This window comes from Streptomyces sp. SUK 48 (assembly GCF_009650765.1).
Taxonomy (GTDB): domain Bacteria; phylum Actinomycetota; class Actinomycetes; order Streptomycetales; family Streptomycetaceae; genus Streptomyces.
The window spans coordinates 5,948,602-5,965,899 of sequence record NZ_CP045740.1 but is presented as its reverse complement, the minus strand read 5'-3'; the positions used below and the strand labels follow the sequence as shown (position 1 = coordinate 5,965,899).

The window sequence follows — 17,298 nt, the reverse complement described above, 5'->3', positions numbered from 1 at the left end:
GACCTGGACTTTTGCTTCGGGCGAAGGTGGGGCATATTTTGTACTGACCAGTCAGTTCAAAATACCGAACCGCAGGGGGGCTTGTGGACGGCGCGCACGTCACGGCCGAGGGCCTCGGGCTCAAGGGACCACGGGGGTGGGCCTTTCGGGGCGTCACCCTCGACGCGGAACCCGGCTCGCTGATCGCGATCGAGGGACCGTCCGGCTCCGGCCGGACGTGTCTGCTGCTCGCACTCACCGGACGGATGAAGTCCACCGAGGGAGTAGCCACTGTCGGCGGATCCACACTTCCCCGGCACCTGGCGGCCGTGCGCCGCTTCGGCGCGCTCGCCAATGTGGCCGGGGTGACGGACCTGGAACCCGCCCTGACCGTCGGCGAGCACCTGCGCGAACGCGCCCTGCTCCAGCACCGGTTCGGCGACTCCCTGCGCGAGCTGCTGCACCCGCGGGCCGGGCGCTCGCACGAGGCGCGGCTGCGCGTGGACGAGGCGCTCGCCGCGGCCGGACTCGACCTGGAGTCGCTGCCCAAGGGCTCCCGGACGGCAGTACGCGACCTGGAACGGGTGCAGGAGCTGCGTCTGTCGGTCGCCCTGGCGCTCATCGGCCGGCCCCGGCTGCTGGGCGTGGACGACCTCGACACCAAGCTGTCGGAGGCCGAACGCGCCGAGGTGTGGGACCTGTTGGGGGCCCTGGCGCGCGCGGGCACGACGGTCCTGGCGGTGTGCCGTACCGCCCCCGAGGGCTGCGTCACCGTGTCCACGAGCCGGATCGACGAGGACGCCGCGGGCCGGCGGGCCGAGCGCCGCACCGAGGAGGACGCCGATGCGCTCGCCTAGGCTCGCCGCCCTCGAACTGCGGCGCTTCGGGCGCGGCAGGCTGCCGCGCGCCGCCCTCGTCGCCCTGCTCGTGCTGCCGCTGCTCTACGGCGGCCTGTACCTGTGGTCCTTCTGGAACCCGTACGGCCGCCTGGACCGCATCCCGGTGGCCCTGGTCAACGACGACAAGGGCGCCACCGCGGGCGGCAAGAAGATCACCGCGGGCGACGACCTCGAGTCCCGGCTGCGCGACAGCAAGACCTTCGACTGGCACGAGGTGAGCGACGCCGAGGCCCGCAAGGGCGTGGAGAACGGCACGTACTACCTGTCGCTCACCATGCCGAGCGACTTCAGCGAGCGCATCGCCTCCAGCTCCGGCGCCGACCCGGAGACCGGCGCCCTCCAGGTGCGCAGCAACGACGCGAACAACTACATCGTCGGGCAGATCTCCCGCACGGTCTTCAACGAGGTGCGCTCGGCGGCGTCCAGCAAGGCGTCGCGGTCCTTCCTGGACAAGATCTTCATCTCGTTCTCCGACATCCACGACAAGACGACCACGGCCGCCAAGGGTGCCGACAAGCTGAACTCCGGCCTGGGGAAGGCCGAGAAGGGGTCCAAGGACCTCGCCGACGGGCTCACGGACGCCAAGAGCGGCAGCGGGAAACTCGTCAAGGGCATCAAGAAGCTGGACACCGGCTCCGGCGACCTCCAGGAGGGCTCCCGGCAGGTCGCCGACGGCACCCAGGCGCTCGCCGACAAGGTCGACGGCGTCTACGCCGAGGCCGGTCCGTTCCTGAAGGACAACGAGAAGACCATCGGGGACACCGCGCGCCTGGTCGCCGACTCGGCCAAGACGGTCCAGGACAACCTCGACGTCCTGGTGAAACACGCGCCCCTGGCCGCGAAGGCCGCGCATCTGTCCGCCACCGCCCTCGCGGACATCTACAAGGAGCGCTGCGAGAGCGCCACCGTCCCCGATCCGGCCTGCCCGCAGCTGAAGAAGGCCGAGCAGGCCGCCGCGGAGGTGGCCGGTGTCGCGGACGACCTGAACACCCTGATCGCCGACCAGAACGGCGACCTCGCGACCATGCGGGACAACCTGGGCACCCTGCGCACGCAGGCGACCGCCCTCCAGAAGAGCGCGCCCCACCTGTACGAGGACGTCAGCGACGCCGTCAAGAAGATCGACAAGCTGAACGCCGGCGCGCAGAAGGTCGCCGACGGCGCCAAGAAGCTGCACACCGGCCTGGCCACCGCCAAGACCGGTGCCACCACCCTGGACGCGGGCATCGGCACCGCCAAGACCGGCGCCCAGACCCTCGACGGCGGCCTGTACAAGCTGTCCGACGGCTCCGAGAAGCTCGCCGGCGGGCTGCACGACGGCGCCAAGAAGATCCCCGACTACGACAAGCACGACCGCGACCAGCGCACCGGCGTCATGGCCGACCCGGTCCAGCTGGCCTCCCACGATCTGCACAAGGCGCCCAACTACGGCACCGGTTTCGCCCCGTACTTCATCCCGCTGTCCCTGTGGGTGGGCGCGATGGTGGCCTACATGCTGATCGCGCCGCTCAACCGGCGTGCCCTGGCGGCCGGTTCACCGCCGTGGCGGATCGCGTTCGCCGGCTGGCTTCCGGTGGTCGCGCTGGGCGTGCTCCAGGTGAGCGCGCTGATGGCCGTACTGCACTGGGCGATCGGGCTCCAGATGCTGCACGTGGCCGGCACGATCGGCTTCCTGTTCCTGGTCACCACGTGCTTCGCGGCGATCGTGCAGTGGCTCAACGCCCGCTTCGGCGCGGCCGGCCGGATCCTGGTCCTCGCCCTGCTGATGCTCCAGCTGACCTCGGCGGGCGGCACGTATCCGGTGCAGACCAGCCCGGGCTTCTTCAACGCCATCCACCCGTATCTGCCGATGAGTTACGTCGTGTCGGCGCTGCGCCGGCTGATCACCGGCGGCGGGCTGGGCCCGGTGTGGCAGGCGTGCGCGGTGCTGACCGCGTTCACCGTGGGCGCCCTCGCGCTGACCGCGCTCGCGGCCCGCAAGCGGCAGGTGTGGACGCTGGACCGGCTGCACCCGGAGCTGACCCTGTGAGCCCCGGACCGGCCCGGCCGGCCCGGGTACCTGTGAGAATCGGTGCCATGGAAAGCAGCAGCGCCAGGGCCGGCGGCAGCACGCGCCGGGAGGCGACCCGGCAGAGGCTCTACGAGGCGGCCGTCACGCTCATCGCCGAGCAGGGTTTCTCCGCGACCACCGTGGACGAGATCGCCGAGCGCGCGGGGGTCGCCAAGGGCACCGTCTACTACAACTTCGCGAGCAAGTCGGTCCTCTTCGAGGAGCTGCTGCGGCACGGGGTCGGCCTGCTCACCGCCTCTCTGCGGGAGGCCGCGGAACAGTCCGCGCACGAGGGCGGCAGCCGGGTGGACGCGCTGGACGCGATGGTCCGCGCCGGACTGGTCTTCATCGACCGCTACCCGGCCTTCACCCAGCTGTACGTGGCCGAGCTGTGGCGCACCAACCGGGCCTGGCAGTCCACGCTGATGGTGGTGCGCCAGGAGGCCGTGGCCGTGGTCGAGGGCGTGCTGCGCGAGGGAGTGGCGGGCGGCGAGTTCAGCGAGGAGATCGACGTCCAGCTGACGGCGGCGGCGCTGGTCGGCATGGTCCTGGTGGCCGCGCTCGACTGGAAGTCCTTCCAGCCGCAGCGCTCCCTGGACGATGTGCACGCGGCCCTGTCCCGGCTGCTCCAGGGCCGGGTCAGCGGCCGGGTCTGAGGCCACCGGGGCGGCGGCGCGCCGCCGGAAGGCGCCGGTCCCTTGGACCGGCGCCTTCGCGTTCCCCCGTACCCCTCCCCCGTGATCCCCCCTGATCCCCCGTAACCCCCGTACTCCCCCTGGGCCACGGCCAGGCGGCGGGCACCGTTCCGCCGCCCCGTGCCGGCGGTACCGGGCCGCGCCCCCTTGCCGAGCTCCACTCTTCCGTGCCGGCCCCGTCCGGCCCATCCGTGCGCCTACTCATCCGGCGGCCTAGGTACGGATACTCAGACCTGCGCGCACCTGCCCAGGACGGTCGCCCCCCGGCCTCGCTACCATCGCCTGCGTGTCCGTACTCCCGCTCGTCTTCACCAGTGGCTGGGCCAGCGGCATCAACGCCTACGCGGTGGTGCTCCTGCTCGGCCTGTTCGGCGTGACCGGGGTGAGCGACGACGTCCCCCAGGCCCTCCAGCGGCCCGAGGTGCTGATCATCGCGGGCGTGCTGTTCCTGTGCGAGGCGGCCGCCGACAAGGTGCCCTACGTCGACTCGGTGTGGGACTCCGTGCACACCGTGATCCGGCCCGCCGCGGGCGCCTGGGTGGGCGCGCTGCTCGCCGGGCACAGCGGCTCGTACTCGGAGGTGACGGCCGCGCTGATCGGCGGTTCGACGGCGCTGGCCAGCCACTCGGTCAAGGCCGGGACGCGGATGGCGGTCAACGCCTCGCCGGAGCCGTTCAGCAATATCGCGCTGAGCATCGGCGAGGACCTGGGCGTCGGCGCGCTGGTCTCCTTCGCGCTCTTCCATCCGCAGGCGGCGGCGGTCATCGCGGCGGTGCTGCTGGTCGCGGGGCTGGCCACGCTGTTCTTCCTGGTCTCCCGCATCCGGCGCTTCCTGCGCCGCCGCGCACAGCGCCGCGAGGAACGCCGGCTGGCCTCACGGGTGCCCTGAGCCGGTCCGCGGGTGTCCTGAGCCGGCCTCTCCGGCACCCCGAGTCGGCCTCACGGGTGCCCTGAGCTGCGCGGGGGCCCGCCCCGGGATCGCGTTGTCGGTGGTGGTCGCTAGAGTCGCGGACATGGCACGGATCGCGGTGATGGGCGCCGGTATGGGCGCGATGGCGGCGGCCGCCCGGCTGGCCGTCGCGGGCCACCGGGTGGTGGTGTACGAGCGCACGGACACCTACGGCGGCGGGGTGCGCCGGCTGACGCGGGACGGGTTCGGCTTCGACACCGGCCCGGGGCTGCTGACCCTGCCCGCCGTCTACCGCGATCTGTTCGTCAAGACCGGCAAGGAGCCGCTGGAGGACCGCGTCGAGCTGGTCCAGGTCGACCCGTCCGCGCGGCACCTCTTCGCGGACGGCACCGAGGCCGCCCTGCCGAACGCCTCCCGCGCGGGCGTCGTCGCGGCACTGGACGAAGCGCTGGGCGGCGGCGCGGGCGGCCGCTGGGGCGACTTCCTGGTGCGGGCCCGCGAGGCATGGGACCGCACCCGCCGGCCGCTGCTGGAGGAGCCCCTGTGGCCCGACTGGCAGGTACTGAGGGACAAGGAGCCGTATCCGGCGGTCCCGCACAAGCGGCTGCTGCGCACCCGGCGGGCGAGCACCCTGGCCGAGATCGGCGCCTGGGAGCTGCGCGACCCCCGGCTTACGGCACTGCTCGCCGGATACGCCCTGGCCTACGGCGTCGACCCGGCCGCCGCCCCCGCGAGCGCGGCCGTGCTGCCGTACATGGAGCACGCCTTCGGCACCTGGTATGTGCGCGGCGGCATCCGGGAGCTGGCACGCGCGGTGTACGAGCGGTGCCTGGCCCGGCGGGTGGAGTTCGTCTTCGGGGCCGAGATCAGCCGGGTGTTGCTCCAGGACGGCCGGGCGGCCGGGGTCGAGCTGGCCGACGGGACCGTGGCCGAGGCGGACTTCGTGGTCGGGGCGCAGCCCTGGCGGCTGGGCGGCCTGGTGGCGGGGACGCCGTACGGACCGGGGGCGGTCGCACCGGAGCCGGAGGACCGGTTCCCGGGGCGGATGGTGGTCTGCCTGGCCCTGCGCGGCGCCCGCGAGCCGGGAGCCGCGCACCGCACGGTGGTGCACTCGGCCGACAGCGAGGGCGAACTGGACCTGTTCCGGCACGGCACCCCGCCGGGGCTGCCGACGGTCCGCGTCGACCGCCCGGACGACCCCGCGCTGCGTCCCGACGACGCGCACGAGTCGATGGTGCTGACGGCGACGGTCCCGGCGGCGACGAGGTACGACTGGGGCGCGCCGGGTGTCGCCGACGCGTTCGCCGAGCGCATGATCACCGCGGCCGAGCGCGCGGTGCCGGAGCTGCGGGAGCGGATCCTGTGGCGCGAGCTGCGCACTCCCCTGGAAACCGCGCGGGAGACGGGCGCCACCGGAGGCGCGGTCCCGCCGCCCGCGCTGGCCGCCCCCCGGGGCGCGCTGCACCCGGCCAACGCCACGGGGACACCGGGCCTGTTCGCCGTGGGCGGCTGGTCCCACCCGGGCGGCGGGCTGCCGCACGCGGGCATGTCGGGCGCGCTGGTGTCCGGACTGATCGTGGAGGGACCGGACTTCAGGGGCTCGCAGTGACCCGGGCATGAGCCGGAACCGGCCCGGGGCCCGAGCCCGGGCAGCGACCCGGGCCGCACCCGGCGCCCGGGCCGCGCTGCGGCCGGCGTCCGCGGCTCAGTAGCGGTACTGCTGCTCGTCGTACCCGGCGCCCGGCTGCTGCTGGCCGTTGCCCTGCCCCTGCCCCTGCCCCTGCCCCTGCCCCTGGTGGGGATACGGCTGCTCCTGCGGGAGTTCGCCGTCATGGCCCTCGTCGGTGCGCTGCTGCGGCACCCACACCCCGCCGGCCGGGGTCTCCCCGTAACCGCCGGTGGCGTACGGGTCCTGGGGGTAACCCTGCTGGCCGCCGTACTGCTGGCCGTACCCGGGGTCGTAGCCGCCACCGTAGGACTGGCTGCCGATGTAGGGGTCGGAGTAGTTGGCGTAGCCCTGCTGGGGGCGGCCTCGTAGCCGTACCCCTGCTGCTGCCCGTAGCCGGAGTAGTCGTAGGACTGGTCCCGCTGGGGGGCGGTGTGGGTGGCGGTGTCGCCGTAGACGCCGTAGTTGCCGGTGTCCTCGGGCAGGGGCAGCGGCTCGTAGACGGAGCCGGGCTCGGCGGCCGGGGGGCGCGCGGGCGAGAAGACGTCGTCGCGGTCGTAGTCGTCGTACGCGTCCGGGGCGGAGCCGTCCTGGGCGTACGGGTCCTGACCGGGGGCCAGGTCGTCGTCCGGGCCGGCCGACGCGGGCGCGGGGGCCTGCGGCGCCGGGGTGTTGCGGCCGCGGCGGCGCTTGCTGCCGCCGGTCGGCGCGGCGTCCGCCTCGGGCCGCCGGACCGCCCAGCCGGCCGCGAAGCCGCGGCGGAAGGAGAGCGTGACGAGGGTCTGCCCGATGGCGAAGGCGATCGCGCCCCCGCCGATCACGAGGACGGACGGCATCATGACGCCGACCACCACCCCGAGGAAACCGGCGAAGGCGAGCAGCCGCCAGCGCAGGCGCGCCTTGTACTGCAGCAGCACCTCGCCGAGCAACCACAGCGCGACGCCGCCGAACGCGATGTAGAGGACCGTCCAGCCCATGTACGCCCCTCTCCCAATGGCCGTTACGCAGTGTGTCCCACCACCACGCGGCAGGTCTAGGCCCGCGGGGGGTGGTGCAGGCCCAGGTTCTCGTAGATCTCCAGGGTCGCCGTGGAGCTGTTGAGCGTGATGAAGTGCAGTCCGGGCACGCCTTCGGACAGCAGCCGCGCGCAGAACTCCGTGGCGAAGTCGATACCGATGGAGCGTACCGCCGCCGGATCGTCCTTCGCCGCGAGGATCCGCTCTTTCAGGACGTCAGGGAACCGGGCGTTGCTGAGCTTGGGCAGCCGCTCCAGCATCCGCACGCTGGTGACCGGCAGGATCTCCGGGATGACCGGGGTGTCGCAACCCGCCTCCACCACCCGGTCGCGCAGCCGCAGATAGGACTCGGGCTGGAAGAACATCTGGGTGATGGCGTAGTCGGCGCCCGCGCGGCACTTGTCCACGAAGTGGGCGACATCGGTGTCCCAGTCCGCGGAGCGCGGGTGCATCTCCGGGAAGGCGGCGACGCCCACGCAGAAGTCGCCCGACTCCTTGATGAGGCGCACCAGTTCGGCCGCGTAGGTCAGGCCCTTGGGATGGGCCACCCACGCGCCCATGGGGTCGCCGGGCGGGTCGCCGCGCACGGCGAGGATGTTGCGGATGCCGGCGTCGGCGTACTGGCCGATGATGTTGCGCAGTTCGGCGATGGAGTGGTCGACCGCGGTGAGGTGGGCGACCGGGGTGAGCGTGGTGTCGGCGACGATCTGCTGCGTCTCCTTGACGGTGCCCGCGCGGGTCGAACCGCCGGCGCCGTAGGTCACGGAGACGAAGTCGGGGGCGACCGCCTCGACCCTGCGCAGCGCGGTCCACAGGTTCCGCTCGCCCTTGGGGGTCTTCGGCGCCGAGAACTCGAAGGAGTACGTGGTCTTGCCGCCGGCGAGCATGTCACGCACGGTGCGCGCGCGATCAGTCCTGGTGGATGCGGTTCCGAGGGCCATACCCGCAGGTTAGCCAGGGGACGGCGGTCCCCCAACCGAACTCCGGAAATTTGCCCGAATTGTCGACTTACCGTCCACCCCTTGGGACGCGTCCGTGAGACGGGGCCCCTCAGGAACGCCGCAGCCGCCGGGCGAACTCGGCCGCGGCGGCGCCCGGGTCGTCGGCCTCGGTGAGCGCGCGCACCACGACCACCCGGGAGGCCCCGGCCGCCAGGACCTCGTCCAGGTTGCCGAGGTCGATGCCGCCGATGGCGAACCAGGGGCGCTCGGTGCCGAGCGCGGCCGTGTACCGGACCAGGTCGAGGCCCGGGGCGGGACGGCCGGGCTTGGTGGGGGTGGGCCAGCAGGGCCCGGTGCAGAAGTAGTCCACGCCCTCCTGGACGGCGGCCGCGGCGGCCTCGTCCTCGGCGTGGGTGGAACGGCCGATCAGCACGTCGTCGCCGAGGATCGCGCGGGCCGCGGGGACCGGCAGGTCGCCCTGGCCGAGGTGGAGCACATCGGCTCCGGCGGCGTGCGCGACATCGGCCCGGTCGTTGACCGCGAGCAGCCGGCCGTGCCGGGCGCACGCCTCGGCGAAGACCTCCAGGCAGGCCAGTTCCTCGGCGGCCTCCATGCCCTTGTCGCGCAGCTGCACGATGTCGACACCGCCGGCCAGTACCGCGTCCAGGAACTCGGGCAGGTCGCCTTGGCGCCTGCGGGCGTCCGTGCACAGGTACAGCCGGGCGTCGGCGAACTCGGCGCGGGCGGTGTCGGACATGCGTGGGCCCCCGGGGGTCGGTGTGGGTGCTGGGCGGGCGGTGGCGTACGGCGCGCGGGGCGTCGTACGCCACCCCCTCAGATGGTCGGGCTCAGACGGCGAGCGCCTGGGCGCGGCGCTTCACCTCCGTGCCGCGATTCTCGCTGAGGGCCTGCGCGGGCGTGCCGGGCAGGGTCGGGTCGGGGGTGAAGAGCCATTCGATCATCTCTTCGGCCGTGAAGCCGTCGTCCCGCAGGAGCGTCAGGGTCCCGGTCAGGCCCTTGACGATCTTGTCCCCGTCGATGAAGGCGGCGGGGACGTGCAGCGCGCGGTTCTCGCCTCGGCGTACGGCGATGATCTGGCCGTCCTTGACCAGCTGCCGCACACGCGTCACCTCGACGCCGAACTGTTCGGCGATGTCGGGGAGGGTGAGCCAGGCGGGGACGAGAGCGTCGATCTTCGTGTCAATCTCGGTCACGGGTACAGGGTAGGCGGTCGGCCGGGAGTGTGGCGTGATGCCGGTGGCCGAATGCCGCTCCGTCCTGGCCCTCGCGCGGTTCCCCGCACCTCTTCCGGGCCGCTAATCCGTGCTGGCGTCCTTCAAGGGGCGGGCCGGGTCCGCCAGTGCCTCCGGGTCCAGGGCACGGCCCGCCTCGATCAGCTTGCGGCCCTGGGCGAGATCGCGCGGCCGGCCCACGGCCAGCAGGGCGGCCAGGCGGCCCTCGCGCAGCCAGCACACCGTCCAGGCGGGGCCCGCGGGGTCGCCGCGCCAGACCAGCCGGTCGGCGGCGGCGTGGTGGCCGGCGTACTGGACGAAGCGGCCGAACTGCTCGGACCAGAAGTACGGCACCGGGTCGTAGACGGCGGTGGTCTCGCCGAGGATGCCGGCGGCGACGGTGCGCGGGCCCTGGAGGGCGTTGTCCCAGTGGTGCACGAGGAGGCGCTCGCCGTAGCGGGCCGACGGGAAGGACGCGCAGTCGCCGACGGCGTACACGTCGGGCGCGGAGGTGTGCAGCCGGGCGTCGGTGACGACCTCGCCCGCCGCGCCCAGCTCGATGCCGGAGCCGTCCAGCCAGCCGGTGGCGGGGCGGGCGCCGATGCCGACGACGACCGCGCCCGCGGGCAGCCGGGTGCCGTCGGCGAGCACCACCGCGCCGGGCTCGACGCGCTCCACCCGCGCGCCGGTGCGCAGTTCGGCGCCGCTGTCGGCGTACCAGCCGGCCATGGGGGCGGCGACCTCGGCGGGCAGCACCCCGGCGAGCGGCCGGTCGGCGGCCTCGACGACGGTCACCGCGCAGCCGGCCTCGCGGGCGGCCGTGGCGAACTCGGCGCCGATCCAGCCGGCGCCGGCGACCACGATGTCGTGCTGCCGGGCGAGCACCGGGCGCAGCCGTTCGGCGTCGTCCAGGGTGCGCAGCAGATGGACACCGGGGACGCCCTCGGTGCCGGGCAGGGTGACCGGTTCGGCGCCGGTGGCGAGCACCAGGACGTCGTACGGCACCGGGCCCGCCTCGGTGTCCAGTTCATGGTCGGCGGGGCGGGCGCCCAGGACCTCGCAGCCGAGCCTGAGGCAGACGCCGAGCGCGTCGAAGTCGAGGTCGAAGGCGGAGCCCTCGGCCTTGCCGAGCAGCACGGCCTTGGACAGCGGCGGCCGGTCGTAGGGCTGGTGCGGTTCGGCGCCGATGACGGTCACCTCGCCCGCGAAACCCCGCTCCCGCAGCGCGACCGCGGTCTGCACCCCGGCCATGCCCGCGCCGACGACGACCACGCGCCGGACCCCTGCCGTGCCCTCCTGGGCTGTCTGCTCGCTCACCCGGTCACCATAGACAGATGACGATCAGTCGGTCAGGGGGCGTGCGTCGTGACCTGTTCCACGACGCTGGTGCCGGAGCCGGGCCCCGACTCCCATTCCCAGCTCTCCTCCAGGCGCACCCGGCCGTCGGGCAACTCCACGACCGTGGACACGCAGTGGCCGCAGGCCGTGCTGCCGTCGGTGCGCAGCTGCACGTACCGGAAGTCCAGGCGGTCGCCCGCGCGGGTGCCGACCAGATGACCGCGGACGATGTCGCCGCCCCGGTACTCGGCCCAGATCGCGCCGTCCCGCTCGTGGTAGGCGAAGCGGGTGCGGGTGCCGACCTGACCTGCGCACTGGTCGGCGACGGGGGCGAGGAGCAGTCCGTCCAGTGACGGGGCCATGGCCAAGGGCTCCCTTACGGGTGGCGAGGGGGGCGGGCTAGGGTGGCCACCGTACAAGCACTCGCGGGAGCCCGGACGCACCGGGCTGAGAGGGAGGCTGGCGGCCTCCGACCGTACGAACCTGATCCGGGTCATGCCGGCGAAGGGAGGGGCTGGACGCCCATGTCCACACGTACGCCCGAAACCTCGGGCAGCTTCGACGTCCTGGTCGTCGGGGGCGGGATCATCGGGCTGGTGACGGCCTGGCGCGCGGCGCGCCGGGGGCTCGCGACGGCCCTGGTGGACCCGGCTCCGGGCGGCGGGGCCGCACAGGTCGCGGCCGGGATGCTGGCCGCGGTCACCGAACTGCACTACGGCGAGGAGACGCTGCTCGCCCTCAACCTGGAGTCGGCGCGCCGCTACCCCGGCTTCGTGGCCGAGCTGACCGAGGCGAGCGGCCGGGACCTCGGCTACCGGCGCTGCGGCACCCTCGCGGTCGCGCTGGACGCCGACGACCGCGCCCATCTGCGCGAACTGCACGCCCTCCAGCAGCGCTGCGGCCTGGAAGCGGAGTGGCTGTCGGGCCGGGAGTGCCGCCGTCTGGAGCCGATGCTGGCGCCCGGGGTGCGCGGCGGGCTGCGGGTCGACGGCGACCACCAGATCGATCCGCGCAGGCTGGCCGCGGCGCTGGTGACCGCGTGCGAGCGGGCCGGGGTGGTGTTCCACCGGGTGTGGGCGCGGCGGCTGGACGTCGTACGGGAGCGGGCCGTCGGGATCACCGCGGCGGACGGTACGGCGCTCACCGCCGGGCAGGTGGTGCTCGCGGGCGGCAGCCTCAGCGGGCGGCTCGCGGGGGTGCCCCCGGAGGTGGTGGTGCCGGTGCGGCCGGTGAAGGGGCAGGTGCTGCGGCTGACGGTGCCCGCGCGGTACGCGCCGTTCCTCAGCCGCACGGTGCGGGCCGTGGTCCGGGGCGGGCAGGTGTACCTGGTGCCCCGGGAGAACGGCGAGCTGGTCGTCGGCGCCACCAGCGAGGAGCTGGGCTGGGACACGACGGTCACCGCGGGCGGGGTGTACGAGCTGCTGCGCGACGCCCACGAGCTGGTGCCGGGCATCACCGAACTGCCGCTCACCGAGACCCGGGCCGGGCTGCGGCCCGGGTCCCCCGACAACGCGCCGCTGCTCGGGCCGTCCGGGCTCGACGGGCTGCTGCTGGCGACCGGGCACCACCGCAACGGGGTGCTGCTCACGCCGGTCACCGGGGATGTGATGGGGCAGTTGCTGGCGGGGGGCCCGCTGCCCGAGGAAGCCCGTCCGTTCACGCCGGAGCGCTTCGGCGCGCCGCGCGCCCAGCAGCTGGAGCAGACCGTATGAGCGCCGAGTCGTCCACCATCACCGTCTCCGTCAACGGGCAGCGCCGCGAGATCGCGCCGGGGACCGCGCTCGACGCCGTCGTACGGTCCCTCGTGCGGGCCCCCGCCGGGGTGGCGGCCGCCGTCAACGAGACGGTCGTACCGCGCACGCGGTGGGCCGGGACCGCGCTCGCCGAGGGCGACCGGGTCGAGGTGCTCACCGCGGTGCAGGGAGGCTGAGCCATGAGCGACGACCGGCTTGTCATCGGGGGTACGGCCTTCGGGTCGCGGTTGATCATGGGTACCGGCGGGGCGCCCAGCCTCGACGTGCTGGAGCGGGCGCTGGTGGCGTCCGGGACGGAGCTGACGACGGTCGCGATGCGGCGGGTCGATCCGTCCGTGCACGGCTCGGTGCTGTCCGTGCTGGAGAAGCTCGGCATCCGGGTGCTGCCGAACACGGCGGGGTGCTTCACCGCGGGGGAGGCCGTGCTCACGGCGCGGCTGGCGCGGGAGGCGCTCGGGACCTCGCTGGTGAAGCTGGAGGTCATCGCCGACGAGCGGACGCTGCTGCCGGACCCGGTGGAACTGCTGGAGGCGGCGGAGACGCTGGTGGACGACGGGTTCACGGTGCTGCCGTACACCAACGACGATCCCGTGCTCGCGCGGAAGCTGGAGGAGGTGGGGTGCGCGGCGGTGATGCCGCTGGGCTCGCCGATCGGATCGGGGCTCGGCATCCGCAACCCGCACAACTTCCAGCTGATCGTGGAGCGGGCCGGGGTGCCGGTGATCCTGGACGCGGGGGCCGGGACGGCGTCGGACGTGGCACTGGCGATGGAGCTGGGGTGTGCGGGGGTGATGCTGGCGTCGGCGGTGACGCGGGCGCGGGAGCCGGAGCTCATGGCGGAGGCGATGCGGTACGCCGTGACCGGGGGACGGCTGGCGCGGCTGGCGGGGCGGATCCCTCGCCGGTACTGGGCCGAGGCGTCGTCTCCCGCGGAGGGCCTGGCCGTGCTCGACCCCGAGCGTCCCGCCTTCTGAGCCCGCGTCCGCCCACCGCCTTCGTCTCCCACCCGCGCACCACCCGAAACCGTCGGCGGGGAGGCCGGACCTCCCCGTGGTGCGCCATCGCCGTCGGTGGCCCTCCGCGCGGCGGAATACGGCGTCCCCGCGTAAGAAGCGTCACAGGTCGGCTTCAGTGCCCAGGTGGGGACGGCGGAGGGGCGGGGGATGTCCGTGGGGGCTCGTAGACTCGGCCGTGTGGATATGACCCTTCAGGACGCCCTCGTCGGGCACGTGCTCGACGGTCGGTATCGCGTGGACGCGCGGATCGCGGCCGGCGGGATGGCGACGGTGTACCGGGCGCTGGACATGCGCCTGGACCGGGTGCTCGCGCTGAAGGTGATGCATCCCGCGCTGGCGGCCGACGGCGTCTTCGTGGAGCGGTTCATCCGCGAGGCGAAGTCCGCGGCCCGGCTCGACCATCCGAACGTGGTGCAGGTCTTCGACCAGGGCACCGACGGCTCGTATGTGTACATGGCGATGGAGTACGTCGCCGGGTGCACCCTGCGTGACGTGCTGCGCGAGCGCGGCGCGCTGCGGCCGCGGGCCGCGCTGGACATCCTGGAACCGGTGCTCGCCGCCCTCGGCGCCGCCCACCGGGCCGGTTTCGTGCACCGCGACATGAAGCCCGAGAACGTGCTGATAGGCGACGACGGACGGGTCAAGGTCGCCGATTTCGGCCTGGTCCGCTCCGTGGACACGGTGACCAGTACGACCGGCTCCGTGCTCGGCACCGTCGCCTACCTCGCCCCCGAGCAGATCGACCAGGGCAGCGCCGACCCCCGGGTCGACGTGTACGCCTGCGGTGTCGTGCTCTACGAGATGCTGACCGGCGCCAAGCCGCACTCCGGGGACTCCCCCGCGCAGGTGCTCTACCGGCACATCAACGAGGACGTGCCGCCGCCCTCCGCGCTGGCGCCGGACCTGGCCCCGCAGCTGGACGAGCTGGTCGCCTCGGCCACCGCCCGCGACCCCGAGGTGCGCCCGTACGACGCGGTGGCGCTGCTCGCCGAGGCCCGCGAGGCCCGCGCCGCGCTGGCCGAGGAGCAGCTGGACGCCGTACCGCCCCAGGCCAGGACGGTGGAGCACGAGAACGCGGAGAACCGTACGAGCGTGATCCCGCGCGCGCTCACCGTGCCCCGGCCGCTCCCCGTCGGCGAGGACGGCGACGACGGTGTCAGCCGCACCACCCGCTTCCAGGCCCCGCCCGCGGTGCCCCCGCGCCGGTCCCGGCGGCTCGTGCTCTCCATCGCCGTCGCCGTGCTCCTGGTGCTCGGCGCCGGCACCGGGTTCTGGTACATCAACTCCGGCCAGTTCACCAAGGTCCCGCCGCTGCTGACGAAGACCGAGGCGCAGGCCCGGCACCGGCTCCAGGACGCCGGACTGGACGTCGGCAAGGTGAGGCGGGCCTACGACGACACCGTCGAGCGCGGCACCGTGATCAGCACCGACCCGGCGCCCGGGGCGCGGATCCGGGACCATGACGCGGTGACGCTGACCGTCTCGCTCGGCCCCGAGACGGTCAAGGTGCCGGACCTGGCCGGCCTGCCGCTCGCCGAGGCCCGGAAGAAGCTCAAGGGCGCCGGTCTGGAGCCGGGCATGGTCACCCGGGAGTTCAGCGACGACATCGACGCGGGCGAAGTGATCTCCACGGCCCCCAGGACGGGCACCGAGCGGCACGCGGGCTCGGCGATCGCGCTGACCGTCAGCAAGGGCAGCCCGATCGACGTCCCGGACGTCACCGGCGACGACCCGGCCGACGCGCGGCAGGAGCTGACGGGCGCCGGACTCAAGGTGAAGATCGCGAGCGAGCAGGTCAACTCCGAGTACGACAAGGGCAAGGTGGCCCGGCAGAGCCCCGGCGACGGCAAGCAGGCCGCCTCGGGCGACACGGTGACGCTCACCCTGTCCAAGGGCCCGCAGATGATCGAGGTCCCGGACGTGACCGGCGACAGCGTGGACGACGCCCACCAGGCACTGGAGGACGCCGGATTCCAGGTCAGCGAGGACCGCGGCATCCTCGGGCTGTTCGGCGACACCGTGCGGAAGCAGTCCGTCGAGGGCGGGAAGACCGCGCCCAAGGGGTCCACGATCACGATCACCATCAGGTGAGGCCGTGCGGACGCCGGGGCCGGTGACCGGGTTCACCCCCGGCGCCGGTCCGGGCGCCCCCGCGGACATGACACCCTGAACAGGTGAGTTCCGTTTCCGCGTCCCGCTCCCTCCCCCGCAATCCCGTCGGCGGCCATGTGCCGGTGGCCGGCGGTCTGCACTCCGTGGGGCTGTCGTACGCCCGTGAGCTGAAGGCGGAGACCGTCCAGGTCTTCGTGGCCAACCCGCGCGGCTGGGCCACCCCCGCCGGGAACCCGAAGCAGGACGAGGCGTTCCGCGCGGCCTGCGCCGAGGAGTCGGTCCCGGCGTACGTGCACGCCCCCTACCTGATCAACTTCGGCTCGCACACCGAGGCGACCGTCGAGAAGTCGGTGGAGTCGCTGCGGCACTCGCTGCGCCGCGGCCGGGAGATCGGCGCGCTCGGCGTGGTGGTGCACACCGGCAGCGCGACCGGCGGACGGGCCCGCGAGGTGGCCCTGAAGCAGGTACGGGAGCACCTGCTGCCGCTGCTGGACGAGCTGACCCATGACGACGACCCGTTCCTGCTGCTGGAGTCCACCGCGGGCCAGGGCGCCTCGCTGTGCTCGCGGACCTGGGACTTCGGGCCGTACTTCGACGCGCTGGACGCCCACCCCAGGCTGGGCGTGTGCCTGGACACCTGCCACATCTTCGCCGCCGGGCACGATCTGACCGGCCCGGCCGGCATGAACCAGACGCTCGACCTGCTGGTGGAGACCGTCGGCGAGGGGCGGCTGAAGCTGATCCACGCCAACGACTCCAAGGACGTGGTCGGCGCGCACAAGGACCGGCACGAGAACATCGGCTCCGGCCACATCGGCGAGGAGCCCTTCCGCGCCCTGATGAACCACCCGGCGACCGCGGGCGTCCCGCTGGTCATCGAGACCCCCGGCGGCAAGGAGGGTCACGCGGCGGACGTGGCCCGGCTCAAGCGCCTCAGGGACGGCTGACGCGAGCCCCCGGGGCCGTCGGGCGGCGAGCCTCGGGGGCCGCCGCCCGGGTCCTCACAGCTCGGGCCCCTCCCCCGGCTCCTCCTGGTAGGAGTAGCGCTGTTCCTTCCAGGGATCGCCCACGTTGTGGTACCCGCGCTCCTCCCAGAACCCGCGCCGGTCGGCCGTCATGTACTCCACGCCCCGCACCCACTTGGGCCCCTTCCAGGCGTACAGATGGGGCACGATCAGCCGGACCGGGAAGCCGTGCTCGGCGGTCAGCAGCTCGCCGTCCTTGTGGGTGGCGAAGAGGGCGCGGTCGGAGAGGAAGTCGGCGAGGCGCAGGTTGGAGCTGAAGCCGTACTCCGCCCAGACCATCACATGGGTGACGTCCGGGGCCGGCGGGGCCAGGTCCACGATCGCGGCGGCCGGGACTCCGCCCCACTCCGCGCCGAGCATGCTGAACTTGGTCACACAGTGCAGATCGGCCACCACGGTGGCGTACGGCAGGGCCGTGAACTCCTCGTGGTTCCAGCCGTGCTTGTCGCCGTCGGCGGTGGCGCCGAAGACCCGGAAGTCCCAGCGCTCGGGCCGGAACTTGGGGACGGGTCCGTAGTGCGTGACCGGCCAGCCGCGCTGGAGTCGCTGCCCCGGCGGAAGCTCGGACCCTGCCGCTGCTCCAGACTCTCGCTCCACCGGATGACCCATGTAACCATCCTGACAGACCTCGGGCAGTGCCCTTGACCGCCCCTCCTCGAAACGGG

The 17,298-nt window shown here is 73.6% G+C and carries 16 protein-coding genes, 1 pseudogene and 1 riboswitch; of the genes and pseudogenes, 10 read left to right on the top strand and 7 right to left on the bottom strand.

The genetic code is table 11. The features are described from left to right. Positions 1–83: 83 nt before the first annotated feature. From GHR20_RS26345 to GHR20_RS26325, 5 genes are all read left to right on the top strand, one after another. Positions 84–836 (top strand): ATP-binding cassette domain-containing protein, encoded by a 753-nt coding sequence (locus GHR20_RS26345; protein ID WP_111582385.1) that lies wholly within the window; start codon positions 84–86, stop codon positions 834–836. Next, a complete protein-coding gene (locus GHR20_RS26340; RefSeq protein ID WP_153814566.1) occupies positions 823–2,907 on the top strand; it encodes a YhgE/Pip domain-containing protein in 2,085 nt (694 codons plus the stop codon). Before GHR20_RS26345 ends, GHR20_RS26340 begins: the two co-directional genes overlap by 14 nt. A gap of 47 nt (positions 2,908–2,954) precedes the next feature. Continuing rightward, positions 2,955–3,584, top strand: a complete 630-nt coding sequence (locus GHR20_RS26335) for a TetR/AcrR family transcriptional regulator (protein WP_148027380.1) — start codon at positions 2,955–2,957, stop codon at positions 3,582–3,584. Between the two features lie 325 nt (positions 3,585–3,909). Then, entirely contained in the window at positions 3,910–4,512 is a 603-nt protein-coding gene (locus GHR20_RS26330; protein ID WP_153814565.1) for a DUF4126 domain-containing protein, read from the top strand. A gap of 124 nt (positions 4,513–4,636) precedes the next feature. Continuing rightward, positions 4,637–6,142 (top strand): NAD(P)/FAD-dependent oxidoreductase, encoded by a 1,506-nt coding sequence (locus tag GHR20_RS26325; RefSeq protein ID WP_194858996.1) that lies wholly within the window; start codon positions 4,637–4,639, stop codon positions 6,140–6,142. 96 nt (positions 6,143–6,238) lie between these two features. On the opposite strand, the pseudogene GHR20_RS26320 reads toward GHR20_RS26325, so the two are convergent. The 6 genes and pseudogenes from GHR20_RS26320 to GHR20_RS26295 form a co-directional block, all read right to left on the bottom strand. Continuing rightward, positions 6,239–7,176 (bottom strand): annotated as a pseudogene (locus GHR20_RS26320) (hypothetical protein). Between the two features lie 56 nt (positions 7,177–7,232). Further along, positions 7,233–8,156, bottom strand: a complete 924-nt coding sequence (metF, locus tag GHR20_RS26315; RefSeq protein WP_111582380.1) for a methylenetetrahydrofolate reductase [NAD(P)H] — start codon at positions 8,154–8,156, stop codon at positions 7,233–7,235. A gap of 109 nt (positions 8,157–8,265) precedes the next feature. Further along, on the bottom strand, positions 8,266–8,913 hold the full coding sequence (gene thiE, locus GHR20_RS26310) for a thiamine phosphate synthase (RefSeq protein ID WP_153814564.1): 648 nt from the start codon (positions 8,911–8,913) through the stop codon (positions 8,266–8,268). A gap of 91 nt (positions 8,914–9,004) precedes the next feature. After that, complete coding sequence (locus tag GHR20_RS26305) at positions 9,005–9,370, bottom strand: Rv2175c family DNA-binding protein (protein ID WP_111582378.1); 366 nt, start codon at positions 9,368–9,370, stop codon at positions 9,005–9,007. A gap of 102 nt (positions 9,371–9,472) precedes the next feature. Further along, complete coding sequence (locus tag GHR20_RS26300) at positions 9,473–10,705, bottom strand: FAD-dependent oxidoreductase (protein ID WP_153814563.1); 1,233 nt, start codon at positions 10,703–10,705, stop codon at positions 9,473–9,475. 32 nt (positions 10,706–10,737) lie between these two features. After that, positions 10,738–11,088, bottom strand: a complete 351-nt coding sequence (locus tag GHR20_RS26295; RefSeq protein WP_111582376.1) for a hypothetical protein — start codon at positions 11,086–11,088, stop codon at positions 10,738–10,740. Positions 11,089–11,141: 53 nt separating this feature from the next. Further along, positions 11,142–11,253, top strand: a riboswitch (TPP riboswitch). Here GHR20_RS26295 and thiO point away from each other — a divergent pair. From thiO to GHR20_RS26270, 5 genes are all read left to right on the top strand, one after another. Beyond that, the gene (thiO, locus tag GHR20_RS26290; protein WP_153814562.1) at positions 11,251–12,438 is read left to right on the top strand and encodes a glycine oxidase ThiO; all 1,188 of its coding nucleotides are present in this window, start codon (positions 11,251–11,253) and stop codon (positions 12,436–12,438) included. It overlaps the preceding riboswitch by 3 nt. Further along, positions 12,435–12,656: a sulfur carrier protein ThiS gene (gene thiS, locus GHR20_RS26285; RefSeq protein WP_181516101.1), complete on the top strand. Its 222-nt coding sequence runs from the start codon at positions 12,435–12,437 to the stop codon at positions 12,654–12,656. Before thiO ends, thiS begins: the two co-directional genes overlap by 4 nt. A gap of 3 nt (positions 12,657–12,659) precedes the next feature. Further along, positions 12,660–13,454 (top strand): thiazole synthase, encoded by a 795-nt coding sequence (locus tag GHR20_RS26280; RefSeq protein ID WP_153814561.1) that lies wholly within the window; start codon positions 12,660–12,662, stop codon positions 13,452–13,454. Between the two features lie 189 nt (positions 13,455–13,643). Then, a complete protein-coding gene (gene pknB / locus GHR20_RS26275; RefSeq protein WP_153814560.1) occupies positions 13,644–15,587 on the top strand; it encodes a Stk1 family PASTA domain-containing Ser/Thr kinase in 1,944 nt (647 codons plus the stop codon). Between the two features lie 83 nt (positions 15,588–15,670). After that, a complete protein-coding gene (locus GHR20_RS26270) occupies positions 15,671–16,555 on the top strand; it encodes a deoxyribonuclease IV (protein ID WP_111582372.1) in 885 nt (294 codons plus the stop codon). 54 nt (positions 16,556–16,609) lie between these two features. Here GHR20_RS26270 and GHR20_RS26265 read toward each other — a convergent pair whose 3' ends face one another. Next, complete coding sequence (locus GHR20_RS26265; RefSeq protein ID WP_111582371.1) at positions 16,610–17,242, bottom strand: sulfite oxidase-like oxidoreductase; 633 nt, start codon at positions 17,240–17,242, stop codon at positions 16,610–16,612. Positions 17,243–17,298: the final 56 nt, after the last annotated feature.

Coding starts and splice junctions, on each gene's coding strand:
- GHR20_RS26340 (WP_153814566.1), top strand. CDS start 823: ATGCGCTCGCCTAGGCTCGCCGCCCTCGAACTGCGGCGCTTCGGGCGC.
- GHR20_RS26295 (WP_111582376.1), bottom strand. CDS start 11,088: ATGGCCCCGTCACTGGACGGACTGCTCCTCGCCCCCGTCGCCGACCAG.
- GHR20_RS26280 (WP_153814561.1), top strand. CDS start 12,660: ATGAGCGACGACCGGCTTGTCATCGGGGGTACGGCCTTCGGGTCGCGG.
- GHR20_RS26265 (WP_111582371.1), bottom strand. CDS start 17,242: ATGGGTCATCCGGTGGAGCGAGAGTCTGGAGCAGCGGCAGGGTCCGAG.
- metF (WP_111582380.1), bottom strand. CDS start 8,156: ATGGCCCTCGGAACCGCATCCACCAGGACTGATCGCGCGCGCACCGTG.
- GHR20_RS26325 (WP_194858996.1), top strand. CDS start 4,637: ATGGCACGGATCGCGGTGATGGGCGCCGGTATGGGCGCGATGGCGGCG.
- thiE (WP_153814564.1), bottom strand. CDS start 8,913: ATGTCCGACACCGCCCGCGCCGAGTTCGCCGACGCCCGGCTGTACCTG.
- thiO (WP_153814562.1), top strand. CDS start 11,251: ATGTCCACACGTACGCCCGAAACCTCGGGCAGCTTCGACGTCCTGGTC.
- GHR20_RS26335 (WP_148027380.1), top strand. CDS start 2,955: ATGGAAAGCAGCAGCGCCAGGGCCGGCGGCAGCACGCGCCGGGAGGCG.
- thiS (WP_181516101.1), top strand. CDS start 12,435: ATGAGCGCCGAGTCGTCCACCATCACCGTCTCCGTCAACGGGCAGCGC.
- pknB (WP_153814560.1), top strand. CDS start 13,644: ATGTCCGTGGGGGCTCGTAGACTCGGCCGTGTGGATATGACCCTTCAG.